The following is an 18,153-nucleotide window of genomic DNA, read 5'->3' on the forward strand; positions in this document are numbered from 1 at the left end:
GTAGACGCTCAATCGTCCTAGTTAGCTAACTTCAGAGCAGCACATGGGTCGTTTCCATTCGCTACCCAGTCAAATTTGCCAGAACGTACAGCTAAATCCGTGGCTGTTGTTTCAAGTCGCCAGCTAGCCCCGGAAAGATCGAAAAAACGATATGGAATGGTACCATATGCATCACAATAAGATTCTAGTATACGTCGGAACATTTTGTGGCTGACAGTATCGGAAATATTTTCTTCGATAACAGTAAATGGCTTGGTGATATCTGTCTTTACGATAGGAATGAATTTGGCGAAAGTGAATGCAATTTTCCAACCATCGCCTAGAAATACGGTTACAATGCCTGCGCCTCCGAGCGGGGCCTTTTCAACGGAGATATTGGCGTTCTCAGTTACCTCAAACATCCAGCTCCTCCACAAACTGGGCGTTCTCCTGAATATACTGGTAGCGCAGCTCCGGTTTCTTCCCCATCAGACGTTCGACCAGATCGCCGGTCTCTCCGGGCATGTCTTCGTCGACGGTGACGCGGATCAGCTTGCGGGTGGTGGGGTCCATCGTGGTCTCTTTCAGGTCTTTCGCGTCCATTTCGCCCAGACCCTTGAAGCGTTGCAGATCGATCTTGCCTTTGCCGCCCAGGCCTTTCTCAAGCCACATGTCCTTTTCCGCATCATCCGCCACATAGACGCGCTTGGCCCCTTGGGTCAGACGGTAAAGCGGCGGACACGCGAGGTAGAGGTGCCCGGCGTCGATCATCGGGCGCATCTGGGTGTAAAAGAACGTCATCAGCAGCGCCGCGATATGGGCCCCGTCGACATCCGCATCGGTCATGATGATGATCTTGTCATAGCGCAGATCGTCCAGATTGAACTTCGTGCCCATTCCGACGCCAAGCGCCTCGCATAGATCGTTGATCTCGGCATTGGTGTTCAGCTTGCTCGACGCGGCCCCCAACACGTTGAGGATCTTGCCTTTCAGCGGCAGTAAGGCTTGCGTGTTCCGGTTGCGCGCGCCCTTGCCGGAGCCACCGGCGGAATCGCCCTCCACGATGAACAGCTCGGTGCCTTCGCGGGTCTTGGAGGTACAGTCGGTCAGCTTGCCGGGCAGGCGCAGCTTTTTCGTGGCGGTCTTGCGCGCGGTCTCTTTTTCCTGACGGCGGCGCAGGCGTTCTTCGGCGCGCAGCACAAGGAAATCAAGGATCGCACCCGCACTTTTGGTATCCGCCGCCAGCCAGTTGTCAAAGTGGTCGCGCACGGCGTTTTCCACCATGCGCTGCGCGTCCACCGTCGCCAGACGGTCCTTGGTCTGGCCGACGAATTCAGGCTCGCGGATAAAGCAGGACACCAGCGCACAGCCGCCGGTGATCAGATCGTCGCGGGTGATGGTGCCGGCCTTCTTGTTGCCGACCAGTTCGCCATAGGCTTTGACACCCTTCAGGATCGCGGACCAGAAGCCCGCCTCGTGGGTGCCGCCTTCGGGGGTGGGGATGGTGTTACAATAGGACTGGATGAAGCCATCGCGCGACGGCGTCCAGTTGATCGCCCATTCGACCTTGCCCGGTGCGTTGAACTTCTCGCGGAAGTCGACGGTGCCACCAAAGGGATGCTCGGCGTAGGTTGTCGACCCTTTCAGCGTTTCGTTCAGATAGTCCGACAGGCCGCCGGGGAAGTGGAACGTCGCCTCTTGCGGGGTGTCGCCGTCCTGCTGGCCGCATTTCCACCGGATTTCGACGCCGGAAAACAGATAGGCCTTGGACCGCGCCATCGTGAACAGCCGCGCGGGCTTGAGCTTGAGCGGGCCAAAGATCTCTGCATCGGGGTGGAAGGTGACAGCCGTGCCGCGCCGGTTCGGGGCCGCGCCGATTTTCTCAAGCTTGCCTTGGGGGATGCCGCGCGAAAACTCCATCGCGAACAGCTCGCGGTTGCGCGCGACTTCGACCCGCAGGTGATCCGACAGCGCGTTGACCACGGACGACCCCACACCGTGCAGACCGCCCGAGGTCTCGTACGAATCGCCCGAGAATTTGCCGCCCGCGTTCAGCGTGCAAAAGATGATCTCCAGCGCCGATTTGCTGGGGTCTTTGGGGTGCGGATCGGTGGGGATGCCGCGCCCGTTGTCACGCACGGTGACATGGCCGTTTTCATGCAGTTCCAGTTCAATCCAGGTGGCATGGCCCGCGACGGCCTCGTCCATCGAGTTATCGATGATTTCCGCGACCATATGGTGCAGCGCGCGATCGTCCTTGCCCCCGATGTACATGCCGGGGCGCAGGCGCACGTGCTCCATATCCTCAAGAACCTGGATCGAAGAGGCATCATATTCCTTGGCGTTGCTCTGCGCACCGGAAAGAAGATCGGACATGTAGGGGCCTGCCTGTCTGTTGCTTTTGTTGAGCCTCCCACTATGCCAGAGCGCTATGGTCGGGGGAAGGGCGGATGACGTCGCAATGCGGTGTTTCCTGTGGCTGTGCCTTTGCTATCATCGCTGCAAGAAACCGTTGGAAGGCTTGCTATGACGTTTGACACCGTTACCCCCACCACCCTGCGCGATGTGCCCAACTGGCGCTATATGATGCAGGAATGTGACGAGCTTTATCGCTACCTGCCCGCGGGCGGCAGCGACCGGATCAAAAGCCATCAACGCAAGGCGCGCGAGGCCATCGCAAGGCTGCTGCGGGGCAATGCCGAACTGCGGTTGCAGCCGCGTGCGGAAAAGCCTGTNACCGCCCATNTGCGCCGCGCGCTGGACGAGGGCAAGCAGGGGGCCTTGGCCCCCGCGGTCCGGGCGCTGGATGCCGTGGCCCATGANCTCAGCTGGCAATANGGCTACGAGAAAGTCCCCAAGGGGCTGACCAACAGCTANGCCTATGCCGAACTGGCAGGGGCGCAGGGNCCGGTNGTCAGCCATGATATCATTCTGGGCGTGGTGCTCTTCGCGCCGGGCTGCACCTATCCGGCCCATGCCCATAAGGGGATCACCGAAAGCTACGTCTGTCTGTCAGGCGCGGTGTCCGAGAACCATCAGGGCGTCTATGTGCCCGGTTCGATGATCTTTAACCCGCCCGAACATCTGCACCGNATCACNGTGGGCGACCGCGAACCGGCGCTTCTGGCCTATGCGTGGATGGGCGATCCTGCCGATCTGCACCAGCAGAAAATGGTCTTTACCCGCGCCCGCCCGCGCCCGTAAATAANGCGCGGGACGGGGCAGGCGCGGCCTAAAGCCAGTTCAGAATGGCCTCCGCCACCTCTTGCGGTTTTTGGTGGTGCAGCCAGTGATCCGCGCCCTCGATGGTGACGCGGGTCAGGTCGGGGGCGTAGTCCTCAAGCCCGCGGGTCGTCTCGGGCAGCAGCGCGGTATCATCGGTGCCCCAGACCAGCAGNTGCGGGCAGCGCACCTGCAACCGCGCCGGATCAAAGCTNAGCGCGTCGTCAATCGCCTCGCCCTCGGCCCCCAGTTTCAGCGGAGAGGCGCGATACCAGTTCACCATCCCGCGCAGCCCCGCCGCGTCGCGCCAGGCGTCCTTGTAGCCCGCCAACGTCTCGCCCTCTAGCCAGCTCATATCCATATGCGCCGAGAACAGCCCCATCAGCNTGTCGAAATCATCNGCGGCCAGAATATCCTCTGACCCCTCACGGCGNAGGAAATGGATGTATTGCGACGCATCNGTCTGCGCNCCGCCCTTGGCNAGCTCGCGCTGGAAGGGGGCGGGGTGGACGCCGTTCATNATGATCAGCTTCGATACCAGATCAGGCCGCCCGATGGTCANCGCATAGGCGACAGAGGCCCCCCAGTCATGGCCCAGCAGGATCACGGGGTCGTCCCCGATCANCGCCGCCATATCCGACACCAGCTTCGATGTCTTATACTGCTCTNCCTCGGCGGGTCGCCAGCTTTGCCCATAGCCGCGCTGGTCGGGGGCAATGCANTGGAACCGCTTGGCCAGCAGCGGGGCCAGATCGTTCCACGCGCCCGAATANTCGGGAAAGCCNTGCAGCATCAGCAGCTTGGGCGCGNCCTCATCGCCCCAGTGGCGGATAAAGAAAGGATTGCCGTTGATCTGGCGGGTTTCGGTCCAATGGGCGGTCATNTCGTCTTCCTTTTCGGTTTGTCCGGGGCGGGGCCGGCGGGCAAATGCTCCAGCCGCAGCCCTGCGGCGGAGCCCGGGGCGAAACCGGGCCAGTCAGCCCCGTCCAGCATCCCTGCGGTGTCGTCACCGCGCAGATGCATCCCCATNAAGGCNGCCGCATAATGTTGCGCGATGTTGTTCATGCGCAGCGTGTCCCAGACCGGATCGGCATAGTGCTGGAACGGTGCCCACCCCAGCAGATCCGAATGCGCCCAGCTTTCCAGCGGGGCAGGGATCGGNGCGGCGGCATTATGGCCCGCGTTGATAAAGCTNANCAAATAGCGGTCGCTGGCGCAGCCGGTGAAGAGGCNGCGCATCGCGGCATAGTCTGATACATCATCNACGGTGCCGGCCATCATGAACAGCGGCGTGTCCATCTGCGCCAGCCCACCGGCATCCCACATCGCCTGCCCGTTGCCCCAAGGGCCGATGGGCATGATCGCGCACAGCCGCGGGTCGCGCAGGGCGGCGTGGGTCTTNGACCCCGCAAGATGCCGCGCAAGGCTGNCGCCCTCGGGCGCGCGNGGATGCTGCAACGCCGNCTCGGCCAGACCNGCNCCGCCAAAGATCATCGCCCCGTANCCGCCCATGGAATAGCCGATCATCCCGACGCGGCGACAATCCACCAGATCGCCCAACGGTCCCGTCAGCGCCTCCATCGCGTCAATCACCGCGCGCTGGTCCAGCGGACGGTTCAGCAACGTCACCCCGAAGGCCTGCTGATCCTCGTAGGTACTGCCCGCGTGATCCGGTGCCGCCACGACAAAGCCTTGGCGCGCAAGGGATTCCGCCAGATGGCTCAGCAAAAAGCGGTTGCCGGGATACCCGTGCGAGATCACGATCAACGGCGCGGAAAAACCCGTGGCGACAAAAGCCTCGCGGCAGGCCGACCCGTGCAGGACAGTCGGCGTCACCCCGTCGCGCAGCAAGGTGGCATAGGACGTCCCCGCACCCGTGCCTTTCGCCGCCGGATACCAGACCTCTAGCGTCAACTGGCGCGTGTCGGAAACAGGGGCGGTCAGGGTGGTCACGCCGACGGGATGGGGGCCGCGCTGCGCCAGCGCTGGCGCGTCGGGGCGCAGCAGATCGATGCGGTTGTGCAAGGCGGTGTCCTCCCAACTTCGGTGTCGCGACTGTGGCGCGGCCAGCCGCGGGGTGCAAGCCCGCCCGACCACGCAGACGGCCGCGCTGCCTTCCCCTAGGTCATCGGCTCTTTCCCTTGCGGGCGGGGCGGCGTAGGAAAGGCGCATGACACAGCAAATGACATATCCGGGCCACGCCCGAGCCATCACCGTGATGGGGCTTCCGCTTGTAGGCGGGCATCTGGGGCAGATCGCGATCGGGGTCTCCGATACGGTCATGGCGGGCTGGTACAGCGTAGAGGCGCTGGCCGCTGTCACCCTCGCCAGCACCTATTTCTTCGTGCTGCTGATCTTCGGGTCGGGCTTTGCATGGGGCGTGATGCCATTGGTCGCGGCCTTTGACGCCGAGGGCGACGAGGTCGGCCTGCGCCGCGCCACCCGCATGGGCATGTGGCTGTCGATGGGCTTTGCCGTGCTGGCGCTGCCGCTGATGATCTGGTCGCGGCCGATCATGGCGTTGATGGGGCAGGATCAGGCNCTGGCCGATATGGTNGACGGCTATCTGTTTATTGCCGCTTGGGGCATCTTCCCCGCGCTGATGGTCATGGTGCTNAAAAGCTACCTCGCCGCGCTGGAACGCACACAGGTCGTGCTGTGGATCACGCTGCTGGCGGGCGTCGCGAACGTGCTGGCCAACTATGCGTTCATCTTCGGCAACTGGGGCGCGCCAGAGCTTGGCGTGCGCGGTGCGGCCATCGCCTCTGTCACGTCGCACAGCGTGTCGCTGGTCGCGGTGGTGATCTATGTGCTGTGGAAAATGCCGCAACACCAGATGTTTGTCCGCCTCTGGCGCCCCGATTGGGAGATGTTGGCCCGTGTTTTCCGCCTTGGCCTGCCCATTGGGTTCACGGGGCTCAGCGAGGTTGGGCTCTTTGCCGCCAGCGCCGTCATGATGGGCTGGCTGGGCACCGTAGCGCTGGCCGCCCACGGCATCGCGCTGCAACTGGCGTCGATCACCTTTATGGTGCACCTTGGTATCAGCAACGTGGCNACGATCCGCGCAGGCAATGCCTATGGCCGCCGCGATCCGGCGCATCTGGCGCGTGGCGCGATCACCGCGACGGTGATGTCGGCGCTGGTCGCAGTGTTGACGATCTTTGTCTTCGTGATGTGGCCCGAACCGCTGATCAACCTGTTCATGCAACGTGACGAACCCGCGCGTGACCAGATCCTTGTCATCGGGGTGGGGCTGCTGGCAATGGCGTCACTGTTCCAGCTTGTCGATGGCGCGCAGGCCGTGGCCTTGGGCATTCTACGCGGAGTGCAGGACACCACAGTGCCGATGCTCCTTGCGGGCTTCAGCTATTGGATCGTGGGCATGCCCGCGTCGTATCTGCTGGGCTTTGTCTTCGATCTTGAAGGGGTCGGCGTCTGGCTTGGGCTGGTCTTTGGTCTTGGCGTGGCGGCGATCCTGCTGAACGCGCGCTTCTGGGGCAGCGTGCTGAAACGTCTGGGGCCAACAGACCCCGCAGCCGCGTAACACCACCCGCTGACCGGCAGCCGCCTAGGGCAGCCGGTCGGCCTTCTTGCGTACCAAGGTGCTGCGCAGATCATGCATCGCCAACAGCAGCGCGTCCGTGACAGCATCAAGCTGGTCGTCCGTGGCCTTTGACTGCACCCANTGCGTTGTCAGGTTCAGATAATCCACCGCNCGGTGGATATCGTCGATNTCGCGNTGCGCCAGCACCTGTGCGCGCTCGGTCATCCACTGGCGGATACGCGCCAGATCGCCGTCCGACAGCACGCGATCGCCTTGGGGTTTAATCTCGCCGTTGCGGATGTTCACAACGGCGATCTGGTCCATCTCGATCCGCCGCTGGCGGTTCTCTGCATCCACGCGAAACACCGCCGCGCCATTCTCGCGCACGCGAAAGTAATACTCTGGCAGGTCGCTCGCCATGGGGGGCTCCTTTACGGTCTGGCTTAGCTCAGCGCGGCGCAGAACTGCTGCAAACGGGTGCAGGCTTCTTTCAGCGCCTCGTCCGAGGTGGCATAGCTGATGCGGAAGTTCGGGCTCAGGCCAAAGGCCGCGCCAAAGACGACGGCAACNCCGGTGTCTTCCAGCAGCGCCGTGGCGAAAACCTCGTCATCGGTGATAGTGACGCCCGACGGGGTGGTCTTGCCGATCAGCCCTGCGATGGACGGATAGACATAGAACGCGCCCTCTGGCTTGGGGCAGACGATGCCGTCGATCTCGCTCAGCATATCCACTACCAGATTGCGACGGCGGGTGAACATCTTGTTGTTCTCGGCGATGTAATCCTGCGTGCCGTTCAACGCCTCCACCGCCGCCCACTGGCTGACGGTGCAGGGGTTCGACGTGGATTGCGATTGTACCTTGCGCATCGCGCCGATCAGCTTTTCCGGCCCCGCCGCATAGCCGATGCGCCAGCCGGTCATGGCATAGGCTTTGGACACACCGTTGACCGTCAATGTCCGGTCATACAGCGCGGGCTCCACCTGCGCGGGGGTGCAGAATTTGAAATCATCATAGGCCAGATGTTCATACATATCATCGGTCATCACCCAGACATGGGGGTGACGCATCAACACATCGGTGAGCGCTTTCAGCTCATCCCAGCTATAGCCCGCGCCCGTGGGGTTCGAGGGCGAGTTGAAGATGAACCATTTCGTGTTAGGCGTGATCGCCTCTTCCAAGGCCTCTGGCGTCAGCTTGAAGTCATTCTCCAGCGTCGCGGGGGCAATCACCGGCGTGCCACCGGCCAGCAGCACCATATCGGGGTAGCTGACCCAATAGGGCGCGGGGATCACGACCTCTTCACCGGGGTTCATCGTGGCCATCAGCGCGTTGTACAGGATCTGCTTGCCNCCNGTGCCNACGCTGACCTGNGACGGCGTATAGTCCAGCCCNTTGTCGCGCTTGAACTTGGCGCAAATCGCCTGCTTCAGCTCGGGGATNCCNTCNACGGCNGTGTATTTGGTCTTGCCCGCGGTGATCGCGGCGATACCGGCGTCCTTGATNTTCTGCGGCGTGTCGAAATCCGGCTCTCCGGCACCCAGCCCGATCACATCCTTGCCTGCGGCCTTCAGCTCGGCGGCTTTTTGGGTCACGGCGATGGTGGGCGACGGTTTTACGCGCGCAAGGGTCTTGGACAGCAGTTCCATTTCGGCCTCAGTTTGTTATGTGTTCGTGATACTCATAGGGCTGACCCCCGCACCGATCAAGCCAGATCGGTCCAAACAGGAGAGACGCAATGGCCGAGAACGAAGACTGGTACGCATCCGACGTGGCAACCTTTGGCGACCGGGTCGCCGCCGCGCGCGAGAACGCGGATATGACNCAAGCCGCGCTCGCCAAGCGGTTGGGGATCAAGCAATCCACCCTGCGCGGCTGGGAAGACGACCTGTCCGAACCCCGCGCCAACCGCCTGTCCACGCTCGCCGGGGTCNTGGGCGTGTCGATGATGTGGCTGATCAACGGCGAGGGCGAAGGCATCGACGCCCCCGATGACACNGCCGCCACCGACGCCAATATCAAAGAAGCATTGATCGAACTGCGCGACATGCGCGCCGATCTGTTGAAACGGGCCGAACAAATGGGCCGTCTCGAAAAGAAACTACGCCGGATTTTCAAAGGGAACACCCATGGCTGAGCTGCACGAACACAAGGTCAAACGTCTGCATATGCGCTCCATGCGGCGAGGTATTAAGGAAATGGATCTCATTTTACCTTCTTATGCCTCGACCCGTCTCGCGACGATGGATGACGCGGCATTGTCACTATATGACGACATGCTAAGCGAGAATGATCACGANCTTTATCAATGGGTTACGGGGCAAACACCTGCGCCCGAACCCTTTACCGCGCTGATCGCGGACATCCAGACTCATCTGGCTGCAAACCCGCTTTAGGCGCGGTTTCCCCTGCGGATGTCGGCCCCCGCGCGCCGACATCCGTCCGGTTTAACGATATATTTTATTTTTATCTTCAGCTTCCGCCCCAATCGCAATGTCGGAGTTGAATATGAGTATCCAAAACCCCATCCCCATCCCCCCGTCAGAGGCGGGATTCATGCAAAGCTACCTCGATGCGCTCGGGCTGGTNGAACGGCTGCACCGCCTGCTGCTGGACGTGATCAAGGATGAATTCGAACGCGTCGGCGTGCTGGACATCAACGCCGTGCAGGCGCTGCTGCTGTTCAACATCGGCGANAATGAAGTCACNGCCGGAGAGTTGAAAAGCCGCGGCTACTATCAGGGCAGCAACGTCAGCTATAACCTGAAAAAACTGGTGGATATGGGCTATATGCACCACCAGCGCTGCCAGATCGACCGCCGCTCGGTGCGNGTGCGGCTGACCGGCAAGGGGCGTCACATCAGCGGNGTCGTGTCAGACCTGTTTGGTCGCCACGCCAGCGGGCTGATGCACAAGGGCGCGCTGGGCGCATCGGGCATGGATGACATCACCCGCGCGCTCAAACGGATGGAACGCTACTGGACGGACCAGATCCGCTATATCTACTGACCGCGCAGGGCGGGCGGGGCTTCGTCAGCCAGTTGCGCCAGCGACAGCACCGCCAGCTCGCGCAGCAGCTTGGTGGTCATGGCAGATTGATAGGCATCAAACCCCGCGACGGGCAGGGCAAAGGCACCGGGGCCGGTGATCACCTCCGCCATGAAATACCCCGTCAGCGTGCTGTCCTCCTCCGCCGCTTCGACCACCAGCGCGTTNACCGTCAGATCNCGNCCCGCCANCTGTCGTTTCACGTCACGGGGGCGGGGCCCAAGGTTGGATATCCCGTCGCCCGAGATATCAAGCGTGTGCTTCAAACATGCGGGCCGCTGCGCCAGATAGGCCGCCCCCGCCGCCACCGCCACGCCAAGCGCGGTGCCGGGCGACGCCGCCGCGCGCTCTACCTGTCGCAGCCCGTCGATCAGCTCTTGCAGGGCGGCGGCATNACNGATCGACCGCCACGGGGCAATAACGCGCTGGTCTGTCGGGCCGCTCCATTCATAGACCAACAGGGACACNGGNGCNTCNGGTGCCGACAGGATCGCCGCNCGCACNGCCGGATCGTCCANGGCCCCGGCAACCCCGTCCAATTGCAAGCGGTACTCCCGCGCATCGACGGACCCCGACACATCCAGCCCCAAGGCCAAGGCCTGCCGACACTCCGCCACGCCAGCCGACGCCCAAAGCGTTGCGCCGACAAGGGCCGCGACCCCCGCGCGGATCATCCCGCGTCCTCGACCACGGGCAGGCTGCCAATCGCAGGGGGNGTCAGCTCGCGTTCCAGCTTGATNCGCATGGCGCGTTCAAAATCCTCGAACCCGTTGGCGATCACCAGAAACGCGCCGGGGCCGTGCAAGACNTCGCGTTTGTAAAAGGCGATCAGCCCNGTCTCGGCCTCGAAATCGGCGGCATTCACCACCAACCCGTTGACCGTCACATCGTCGAAATCAAACGACCGATAGGCCAGCGGCGGGCCAAAGCCTTCGTTGTTCTGACCGTCCCCCGCCAGATCAATTGTCTTGTATAAACAACGCGGTGCCCGCGCCATGACCGCCGCACCAAACCCCAGCGCATAGCCCATGGCCGTGGGGAAATCATTATGACTGCGCTGGCTGCCCGCCACCACGCCCGCCGCGCGCGTCAGATCGTCGGGCGAGTCTATCATCTGCCAATCGAGCACCATCTGTTGGTTATAGCGCCCCGACCATTCATAGACGGCCAGCGCCACCGGAAGATCACTGGCGAAAAACGCCCGCCGCACCGGGTCTGACAGCAACGCGGCGGCGGTGCCGCCACGCTGCAAGCGGTCCTCGACCGCATCAACCGAACTGGACACATCCATCGCCAGCAGCAGCGCCAGCCGACACTCCGCCGCCGCAAGGGCCGCGGGTGCGACGCCCAGCGCTGTGGCAAGGAAGGCCGCCCGGATCATCGGCTTACCAATGGCCGGTGTTTTCCATGCTGGCCCAGGGTTCCTGCGGCTCCAGCCGGTCCCCTTCTTGCAGCAATTCGACCGACACATTGTCGGGCGACCGGATGAACGCCATATACCCGTCGCGCGGAGGACGGTTGATCGTGATCCCGTTCTCTTGCAGCATCTTGCAGGTTTCATAAATGTTTTCAACGGTATAGGCGAGGTGCCCGAAATGACGGCTGTCATCGGGCAGCGCATCATCGCCGTCCCAGTTATAGGTCAGCTCCACATCCGCATGGCCGTCGTCCTGCCCGGGAGGGCACATGAAAATCAGCGAAAACCGCCCATCCTCATTGTCGATCCGGCGGCGCTCTTTCAGGCCCAGCAGCTCGTAGAAGGCTTGCGATTTCTCCAGATCCTTGACGCGCACCATCGTGTGCAAATATTTGATCGGCATGGGTTGGCTCCTTTGCTTTCGTCTTCGACCTGCAGGGTAGCACGGCTGGCGGCGGTTGCCAGCGGATGTCAGAATTTTGACTGAAATCCCAACGAGACGGAAAACTCGCTCGTTTCGAACCGGCTGACATTGGATCGCGTCCGTCCGGCGCGTAAAGTCACACTGGGCGCAAACCCCGCATAGTCCACATCAGGTAACATGATGTTAACGTCAGCATAGGTTGCGTAGTCTTGCTTGCCACCGGGGACATCGAAAACCGCAAAATAGGTGTCGTAGTCGGTTTTTCCCAAGGTTAAGCCTGCGTTCACAACCGCCGGACCGATTTGATCGGCGAAGCTATAGCTTAACCGTAGGGACGCGGCTTGCGAGGCATAGTTAACGAAGTCGCTGTCGGTCTCGCGTAGATTGACGGAAACGCCGATACCATCACCCCAAGCGAGCTTGTGTTGGGATCCTACAATCAGGGACACGGTGTTACTGTCAAAGTAACTAGTTCGGTCACTAAACCGTTTTTCTAGCGTCGCGCCCATGGAGACCGAAGTCGAAGCAGACAGCTGCCAGCGGCGACCGACGCCAACACGCATGAATGAATAGCTGCGATCGCCTCCCGACCAGTATTCGCCAAGCGATCCGGTTACATCGGCGCTTCCGCCCGCCGCGCCGACCGCGAAGGACTGCCGAAGTGAAACATCTGCATAGGTTGCTCCGAAATCACTGTTACGTGCTTCAGGTGCCAAATCATGCGACCCGCTATCAAGCGCCACACGTTGTACAAACAGGCGACCCGAAAGATCCGTCCGCGTCTTTTGAGTGCTCCGCAAACGGTACCCGACGACCGCGTCGACGGTACCGACGATACCCGATAGGGCCTGCGCCGATCCGCTGAGCCGCCCGGTAAACGGCAAGCCGTCGATCACCTGCTGTGCGGTGTCAGCACCATTGTTGACATTGCTAGAGGGCTTCACCCCGCCTGTAATGGAAAAGCGAAACGGATTTTCACGCCGCACACGGGCATAGTCACGCGCAAGCTGCTCTTCTATCTCAGGGGTCGGGGCGTTTTGAACGGCACGTCTAAGCCAAAGTTGAGTGAGGGTCGGGTGCCCTTCTGCAAAGGTCAGCCGTGCTGCCAGTTCCGCGGCCTGAAACTTCTGTACCCTGGTGTCCGCATAGCGGTAGGCGCGGGCCGCAGACTTTCGCCCATCCGTTCCGTGACCCATATCTGCATGCGCTGTGGCCAGAACATAATGCGCATACGCCGAATGCGGGTCCGCGACCAGCAACCCTTGCGCGATCTGCGACGCCAGAGCAGGGCGTTCACCATTCAGCGCATGGACCGCCAATGATCGGGCCTCTGGCAGGGACAACGCGACCGACTGCTCTGCCGCGACAGAGCCACTGTTCAGCAGGCAGAGCCCGGCCACTGCACAGCCGATGGCGCAATTGGCGAAAGACACGAGACAGCCGCTCTATCGCTGGGGCTGATTGCAGATCGCGTCTTCACCAGGTTGGCCGCATTGGGTCAGGACAAACGCGCCATACTCGATCGGTGTGCCCGATCCGCCCAGCGCAATGTGGTTCTCGGCGTGGATCACACCAGCAACTTCCGTGGCACCCGTGCCCCCGAAAATACCGCCGTATTCGCCGACCGCGCCGTTAGACTGTGACGCGGTCCCGAAGAAAGAGCCGTCGTCCGCGATGCCAGTGCTGTCCAGCGCGATGTTCTGCGCCTCGAAAGGGGTGGCGGAGTTGGGATCGTAGGTGCCGCCTGTATCAAAGTCGGTCACCTTGCGTTCATAGATGATCCCTGTAACCGCCGCGTCGGTAAAGTCGCCGGTCAGAACCACTTTGCCCGTCACTTCGGCGGCCTGACGCGACAGGGTGTCGGGGTTAGTCCCGTCTGCAACCGGTGCCAGATCTTCCCCGGACCCGGCGCCGTTCAGCAACCCGATGTAATTCCCCGCATAGGTCACCAGCCCGCCCTCGGACTGCGTGCCCGGTGCGACCGGCGCTGAATACGAGGTGTTGGAATATCCGGCACCCGAAAAGACCTGCTCGAATTGCCCGCCCGTCATCACCACAGCGGCGCGGGTGCCATCGATGCCCTTCACATACGCGGTGACGTGGCGGTCCAGCGACCCGTCCTGCGCGGTGTAGGCTTCATATCCGTTGCGGTCCAAGCCGGGGCGGCGGCGATAATTGGCGGTGAACTCGCTATCATCTGCGGTGATACCCGTGATCGACAGCGTCTGGGACGCCGGATCATAGCTAAAGCTCTTGAGGTCCTTCGCCAGTTCTGCGGGAATGGCACTGGCACCTGTGCTCCCGCCGGTGCCCGTGCCCGTATCTGCCCCCGTCTCGCCGTTAAACGGCGTGCCACTGCCACATGCTGCCAAAAATACGCACAGCGCCAGCGCTGATGTCCCGAATTTCATAACTGTCTGCCTCGAAAATTTCTTGTTGATTGCTGCGACAGTCGCCAATCGTGCGCCCTGCTGTCAACGCTCCACCTTGCCCCACGTGCATTTGCCGCCAAAGTGCTACCCAAAAACAATACCGCATATGGCGGTTCCGGTGGCCTGCTGCCGCAGATATAGTAGACCCCGAATCCACGCCCATATGACAGGACGCCCCCCATGCCGATCAGCCCCGACCAACAAGCCGAAATCGACGCTCTGCGGGCAGAGCCGAAACAGACCCTGCGCGCCGTCTCCGAAGGGATGGAGGCCCATCTCTACAAGGCCATTCCCGTGCTCGACCACGGCTTTGTGCGCGTCATCGACTATATGGGCGACGATGCGGCGATCTGTCAGGCGGCCCGCGTCAGCTATGGGCGCGGCACGAAATCGGTGCAGAACGACGAAGGGCTGATCCGCTACCTGATGCGCCACTGGCACTCCACCCCCTTCGAGATGTGCGAGATCAAGCTCCACGTCAAACTGCCCGTCTTTGTCGCGCGCCAGTGGATCCGCCACCGCACCGCCAACGTCAACGAATACTCCGCCCGCTATTCGATCCTGGACCGCGAATTCTACATCCCCGAGCCGTCCCATGTGAACGCCCAAAGCGTGGTGAACAATCAGGGCCGCGGCGGTGTTCTTGAAGGGGCAGAGGCCGCCCGTGTGCTCGAAATCCTCAAGTCCGACAGCAACCGCGCCTATGACAATTACGAGGCGATGATCGCCGAAACCGGCCCCGACGGGGAACCGCAGGACGGTCTGGCACGAGAGCTGGCACGGATGAACCTGCCGTCGAACATCTACACGCAATGGTACTGGAAGGTGGACCTGCACAACCTGTTCCACTTCCTGCGTTTGCGCGCCGATGCCCACGCCCAATACGAGATCCGCGTCTATGCCGATGCCATCTGCAACGTCGTCGCCGACTGGGTCCCCGCCGCCTACCGCGCCTTCGAGGATTACCGTCTAGGTGGCGCAACCATGTCCAATACAGCTCTTGAGTGTATCCGCCGGATGGTGAAGGGTGAGGAGGTCACGCAGGAGACCTCTGGCATGAGCAAGGGGGAATGGCGGGAGTTTATGGCGGTGGTTGATGGGTGAAAGTAACGCTAGCTTAGTCACGGTATCCGATATTTTTGGTGTCGGTAAAATCGCAGAATCTGCTGCAGCAAAGCGGCTTGCCGATGCCGTTTGTCATGGTGCTGGCCGGCTAGTAAACCCATGGTTCTTAAAAAGGGAAACGCGAACAATCTTGCAGTTGCAAAAAGAAGCTTCTGATAGTTTGAGCAACAGATTTTCCGGGGAGTTGACGCTTGCAGATCGAGCGCAGCTCACTGTTGGCTTCGATCAGCTACTTGCCCAGCAAAACCGCGAACAAATATCTAGAATAGCGATTGATGACTTGAGGTCTGATCCTCTGATATATGAGGGCGGCGGAAAAATTAGCACCGATTGGTTGGCTATGTTCTGGAAGAATGCGGAGAATGTCTCTCATAAAGAAATGCAGGTTCTCTGGGCAAAGGTTCTTGCGCGAAAAGCTAAACTTCCTAGGGAAATTTCGCCTCGAACAGTCCAGCTTTTGTCAACTTTGACCTATGAAGAAGCTACGATGATTCAGGGCATTGCTCCCTTTGTGGTTTCATTTCATGTAACCGAAGGTGAGTACTCATCGAAAGTTGGTGGCACATTTACCAGCATTGGTCAGTATCAGGGTACGTTTAGCATCCCAACGGAGGCCAAGAAGACGTTTGAGAATGAAGCGTATAGACTATTGCCTCAGTACGATAGAAACGCGCTTGACGCGGCGGGAGTAATGCAATCCGCGAACGGCTGGGCTTCGGAATATTGGACGAACTATGATAGTGAAGTGCAGCTAAGCATCGGGTGCACGCGCTTTTGCATCTCCGGTTTGCCGCTCCCGAACAAACGATACGAAAAGCACTACCTTTTGGGCTCCGGAAGTGGGTTCACGCTAGAAGGTCACGAATTAGTTCAAGTGTGTGGTATGGCGGCTGACCATGGGCTGGTTTCAGCATTGAAATGCGTCTTGAACGTAGCCAATTGTGATTTGGTCAAAGTAGTTTGAAGCGAAAAACGATGGGTTAAGGTTGAGTCCTTTGGTTTATGCTGAAAGAGGTCAAGCTTATCCCAAGCAATACGCTCAAATGCTCAGAACCCACGCCCAATCTAAGTCACATCTCTCACACCTAGCAAAATACCCGCGCATTCCGCGTTCGGCCCTTTGAACAGTCCACTGGACTGTTCAATCCGGCTTTGCCGGACCATGCCTCACACCAGCGAACGCACGCCACCGCACGCCACTATAACCAAAAATAAACCAACAATAACAATAGGTTAAGTTACCCATGGGTAACCCGAGCCCCGTTCCGCAGCCCGTGCCTCTGCCGTTGCGCGTAGCAGCAACACACCCCTAGGGGGCAAAAAGGCTAGACTTGGCCGCTGACGCGGGGCAAATTAAGGGAAATTGAAAATAACGAGGGATATTATGCGTCTAACAACAGGAATGATGGCCGGATTGGGTCTGATGGGCGCGGTTCTGCTGCCCGCGCAGGTCTCGGCAGAGCCCAAGATCTATGCCTACCCATCCTCGGCCAACTATTGCCCCGCAGGGCTCCAGCCGATCACCATTTCCGGTGTCATCTGCTGCGGCACGCCGAACACCAGCACCAGCTACCAGCAGATGATGGCGCACCCCGCGCCGAAAAAGCACAAGGTGCGGCACTATACGCCGCGTCCCGTCACCTATTCCTGCGTGCCGGGGGAAAAGGGCTGCCGCTAAGCCGCAGCCCCGCGTGCCCATGCCCGCATGACGACCAGAAAACCCGGTGTCCCTTGGGCATCGGGCTTTTTTACAGCAGTTCCAGATCCGTCGCCATCTGACGGCCATCACGGCCCTCGGACATCTCGAAGGACACTTTCTGCTCGTCCGCCAGTCCGGTCAGCCCCGACCGTTCCACCGCAGAGATATGGACAAACACATCCGATCCGCCGCCCTCCGGCGCGATGAACCCGTATCCTTTGGTGGTGTTAAACCATTTGACTGTACCCGTTGGCATTTCTCAACGCTCCTCATTAATCGCTGTCACGGCGTCGAAAAATTGCTTTCGCCGCCTTACGCGATAAAAGGTTGTTCACCCGCGCCGGAAATCAAGAAATTTCGCGCTGCCCGATTATCTTAGGACATATGAAACCCCAAAAAAGTGAGGTGAGAATGCTGATCTACGGTTTGAAAAACTGCGATACCTGCCGCAAGGCGATCAAGGCGCTGCCCGACGCGCAGCTCGTCGATGTGCGCAAAGACGGTGTCCCCGCCGACGTGCTGGCCCGCGCCCACGCGCAACTCGGCGCAGCACTGGTCAACACCCGTTCGACCACATGGCGCGGTCTGGACGAGGCGGCACGCGGTGCCGATCCACTGGAATTGCTCGCGGCCCATCCCGCCTTGATGAAACGCCCCCTGATCGCGGTGGGGGAGGATCTGTTCCTCGGCTGGAACGACGCGACAGAGGAAAAGGTCAAAGCCGCGCAGTAACCCTCAGCGGCGGCGCGCCAGCAAGACGCGATCCAGCGCAACCGGCCCGCCGCCCTTGACCACCAGCACCACCAGCAGCAGCACCCAAAGCCCGCGTTGGTCCAGAATGGTGCCGTCCGGCAGACGGTCAAACCACTGACCAAGCGCGCTCCATTGCCCGTGGCCGTATAGATCGGTGAGCGATTGCAGCACCACAAAGCCGATCATCCCCAAGGCCGCAAACCGTGTGAACAGCCCCAGCACGATCAACGCGGGCAGCACGAACTCCGCCAGCGTCCCCGCATAGGCCACCAGCCCGTGCCACGCCGACAGCGCGGTCGCGTCATAGCCCGCCGCCTCGAACGCGCGGGGGAAGATCTGGACATAGGCACCGGTGCTCAGCGTGAACAGACCGTCAAGCTTGGTCACGCCAGAGGTAAAGAAATACTGCGTCAGCACCGCGGCGAACAGGAACCGCGCCAATGTGGGCAGCAGCCAGTCTTGCGCGGTGATCCAGCCGGTCGCGCGATCGTAAAGGGTGAGAGTCTTCAGCAT

22 protein-coding genes are annotated in these 18,153 nt (G+C 60.9%); 9 read left to right on the forward strand and 13 right to left on the reverse strand.

The window, feature by feature from the left end; genetic code table 11:
- Positions 1 to 17: 17 nt before the first annotated feature.
- Complete coding sequence (locus CBB63_RS06835; protein WP_286698604.1) at positions 18 to 401, reverse strand: hypothetical protein; 384 nt, start codon at positions 399 to 401, stop codon at positions 18 to 20.
- Positions 394 to 2,355, reverse strand: a complete 1,962-nt coding sequence (locus tag CBB63_RS06840) for a DNA gyrase/topoisomerase IV subunit B (protein WP_114865319.1) — start codon at positions 2,353 to 2,355, stop codon at positions 394 to 396. The genes CBB63_RS06835 and CBB63_RS06840 overlap by 8 nt, the downstream gene beginning before the upstream one ends.
- Before the next feature lie 210 nt (positions 2,356 to 2,565).
- Between CBB63_RS06840 and CBB63_RS06845 the strand changes: the two genes are divergently transcribed.
- The gene (locus tag CBB63_RS06845) at positions 2,566 to 3,183 is read left to right on the forward strand and encodes a dimethylsulfonioproprionate lyase family protein (RefSeq protein ID WP_502695878.1); all 618 of its coding nucleotides are present in this window, start codon (positions 2,566 to 2,568) and stop codon (positions 3,181 to 3,183) included.
- A 28-nt stretch (positions 3,184 to 3,211) separates the two neighbouring features.
- Here CBB63_RS06845 and CBB63_RS06850 read toward each other — a convergent pair whose 3' ends face one another.
- A complete protein-coding gene (locus CBB63_RS06850) occupies positions 3,212 to 4,084 on the reverse strand; it encodes an alpha/beta fold hydrolase (RefSeq protein WP_286698606.1) in 873 nt (290 codons plus the stop codon).
- On the reverse strand, positions 4,081 to 5,484 hold the full coding sequence (locus CBB63_RS06855) for an alpha/beta hydrolase family protein (protein WP_502695871.1): 1,404 nt from the start codon (positions 5,482 to 5,484) through the stop codon (positions 4,081 to 4,083). The genes CBB63_RS06850 and CBB63_RS06855 overlap by 4 nt, the downstream gene beginning before the upstream one ends.
- On the opposite strand from CBB63_RS06855, the gene CBB63_RS06860 reads away from it, so the two are divergent.
- Positions 5,372 to 6,745 (forward strand): MATE family efflux transporter, encoded by a 1,374-nt coding sequence (locus CBB63_RS06860; RefSeq protein ID WP_005852382.1) that lies wholly within the window; start codon positions 5,372 to 5,374, stop codon positions 6,743 to 6,745. The genes CBB63_RS06855 and CBB63_RS06860 overlap by 113 nt on opposite strands.
- Positions 6,746 to 6,769: 24 nt before the next feature.
- Here CBB63_RS06860 and CBB63_RS06865 read toward each other — a convergent pair whose 3' ends face one another.
- Together CBB63_RS06865 and CBB63_RS06870 are read right to left on the reverse strand one after the other, a co-directional pair.
- Positions 6,770 to 7,165 carry a hypothetical protein gene (locus CBB63_RS06865; protein ID WP_286698608.1) on the reverse strand — a complete coding sequence of 132 codons (396 nt, stop codon included), beginning with the start codon at positions 7,163 to 7,165 and terminating at the stop codon, positions 6,770 to 6,772.
- A gap of 23 nt (positions 7,166 to 7,188) precedes the next feature.
- Positions 7,189 to 8,391, reverse strand: coding sequence for a pyridoxal phosphate-dependent aminotransferase (locus tag CBB63_RS06870; protein ID WP_286698609.1), 1,203 nt, complete (start codon positions 8,389 to 8,391; stop codon positions 7,189 to 7,191).
- 89 nt (positions 8,392 to 8,480) lie between these two features.
- Between CBB63_RS06870 and CBB63_RS06875 the strand changes: the two genes are divergently transcribed.
- The 3 genes from CBB63_RS06875 to CBB63_RS06885 all read left to right on the forward strand — a co-directional run bounded on the left by CBB63_RS06875 (position 8,481) and on the right by CBB63_RS06885 (position 9,751).
- A complete protein-coding gene (locus tag CBB63_RS06875; RefSeq protein ID WP_286698610.1) occupies positions 8,481 to 8,879 on the forward strand; it encodes a helix-turn-helix domain-containing protein in 399 nt (132 codons plus the stop codon).
- Positions 8,872 to 9,138 (forward strand): succinate dehydrogenase assembly factor 2, encoded by a 267-nt coding sequence (locus CBB63_RS06880; protein ID WP_286698611.1) that lies wholly within the window; start codon positions 8,872 to 8,874, stop codon positions 9,136 to 9,138. Before CBB63_RS06875 ends, CBB63_RS06880 begins: the two co-directional genes overlap by 8 nt.
- A gap of 112 nt (positions 9,139 to 9,250) precedes the next feature.
- Positions 9,251 to 9,751 carry a MarR family winged helix-turn-helix transcriptional regulator gene (locus CBB63_RS06885; protein WP_286698612.1) on the forward strand — a complete coding sequence of 167 codons (501 nt, stop codon included), beginning with the start codon at positions 9,251 to 9,253 and terminating at the stop codon, positions 9,749 to 9,751.
- Here CBB63_RS06885 and CBB63_RS06890 read toward each other — a convergent pair.
- From CBB63_RS06890 to CBB63_RS06910, 5 genes are all read right to left on the reverse strand, one after another.
- Positions 9,745 to 10,464, reverse strand: a complete 720-nt coding sequence (locus tag CBB63_RS06890; RefSeq protein WP_286698613.1) for a DUF1194 domain-containing protein — start codon at positions 10,462 to 10,464, stop codon at positions 9,745 to 9,747. The genes CBB63_RS06885 and CBB63_RS06890 overlap by 7 nt on opposite strands.
- Positions 10,461 to 11,171: a DUF1194 domain-containing protein gene (locus CBB63_RS06895; RefSeq protein WP_286698614.1), complete on the reverse strand. Its 711-nt coding sequence runs from the start codon at positions 11,169 to 11,171 to the stop codon at positions 10,461 to 10,463. Before CBB63_RS06895 ends, CBB63_RS06890 begins: the two co-directional genes overlap by 4 nt.
- 4 nt (positions 11,172 to 11,175) lie before the next feature.
- Positions 11,176 to 11,610, reverse strand: a complete 435-nt coding sequence (locus CBB63_RS06900; RefSeq protein WP_005852400.1) for a VOC family protein — start codon at positions 11,608 to 11,610, stop codon at positions 11,176 to 11,178.
- Between the two features lie 68 nt (positions 11,611 to 11,678).
- The gene (locus CBB63_RS06905; protein ID WP_286698615.1) at positions 11,679 to 12,950 is read right to left on the reverse strand and encodes a tetratricopeptide repeat protein; all 1,272 of its coding nucleotides are present in this window, start codon (positions 12,948 to 12,950) and stop codon (positions 11,679 to 11,681) included.
- A gap of 126 nt (positions 12,951 to 13,076) precedes the next feature.
- Positions 13,077 to 14,042: a hypothetical protein gene (locus CBB63_RS06910; RefSeq protein WP_009826546.1), complete on the reverse strand. Its 966-nt coding sequence runs from the start codon at positions 14,040 to 14,042 to the stop codon at positions 13,077 to 13,079.
- Between the two features lie 201 nt (positions 14,043 to 14,243).
- Here CBB63_RS06910 and thyX point away from each other — a divergent pair, with 201 nt between their 5' ends.
- The 3 genes from thyX (at position 14,244) to CBB63_RS06925 (ending at position 16,866) form a co-directional block, all read left to right on the forward strand.
- Positions 14,244 to 15,167 (forward strand): FAD-dependent thymidylate synthase, encoded by a 924-nt coding sequence (gene thyX / locus CBB63_RS06915; protein ID WP_286698616.1) that lies wholly within the window; start codon positions 14,244 to 14,246, stop codon positions 15,165 to 15,167.
- A complete protein-coding gene (locus CBB63_RS06920; RefSeq protein ID WP_286698617.1) occupies positions 15,160 to 16,152 on the forward strand; it encodes a DUF2806 domain-containing protein in 993 nt (330 codons plus the stop codon). Before thyX ends, CBB63_RS06920 begins: the two co-directional genes overlap by 8 nt.
- Before the next feature lie 420 nt (positions 16,153 to 16,572).
- The gene (locus tag CBB63_RS06925; RefSeq protein WP_235183766.1) at positions 16,573 to 16,866 is read left to right on the forward strand and encodes a hypothetical protein; all 294 of its coding nucleotides are present in this window, start codon (positions 16,573 to 16,575) and stop codon (positions 16,864 to 16,866) included.
- Between the two features lie 70 nt (positions 16,867 to 16,936).
- Here CBB63_RS06925 and CBB63_RS06930 read toward each other — a convergent pair whose 3' ends face one another.
- Positions 16,937 to 17,143, reverse strand: a complete 207-nt coding sequence (locus CBB63_RS06930; RefSeq protein WP_005852411.1) for a cold-shock protein — start codon at positions 17,141 to 17,143, stop codon at positions 16,937 to 16,939.
- 155 nt (positions 17,144 to 17,298) lie between these two features.
- Here CBB63_RS06930 and CBB63_RS06935 point away from each other — a divergent pair, with 155 nt between their 5' ends.
- On the forward strand, positions 17,299 to 17,619 hold the full coding sequence (locus tag CBB63_RS06935) for an arsenate reductase family protein (protein ID WP_286698618.1): 321 nt from the start codon (positions 17,299 to 17,301) through the stop codon (positions 17,617 to 17,619).
- A gap of 3 nt (positions 17,620 to 17,622) precedes the next feature.
- On the opposite strand, the gene CBB63_RS06940 is transcribed toward CBB63_RS06935, so the two are convergent.
- Positions 17,623 to 18,153 (reverse strand): DoxX family protein, encoded by a 531-nt coding sequence (locus tag CBB63_RS06940; RefSeq protein WP_037963055.1) that lies wholly within the window; start codon positions 18,151 to 18,153, stop codon positions 17,623 to 17,625.

The sequence above is a fragment of the Sulfitobacter sp. TMED3 genome (genome assembly GCF_002167505.1).
Classification (GTDB): Bacteria; Pseudomonadota; Alphaproteobacteria; order Rhodobacterales; family Rhodobacteraceae; genus Sulfitobacter; species Sulfitobacter pontiacus.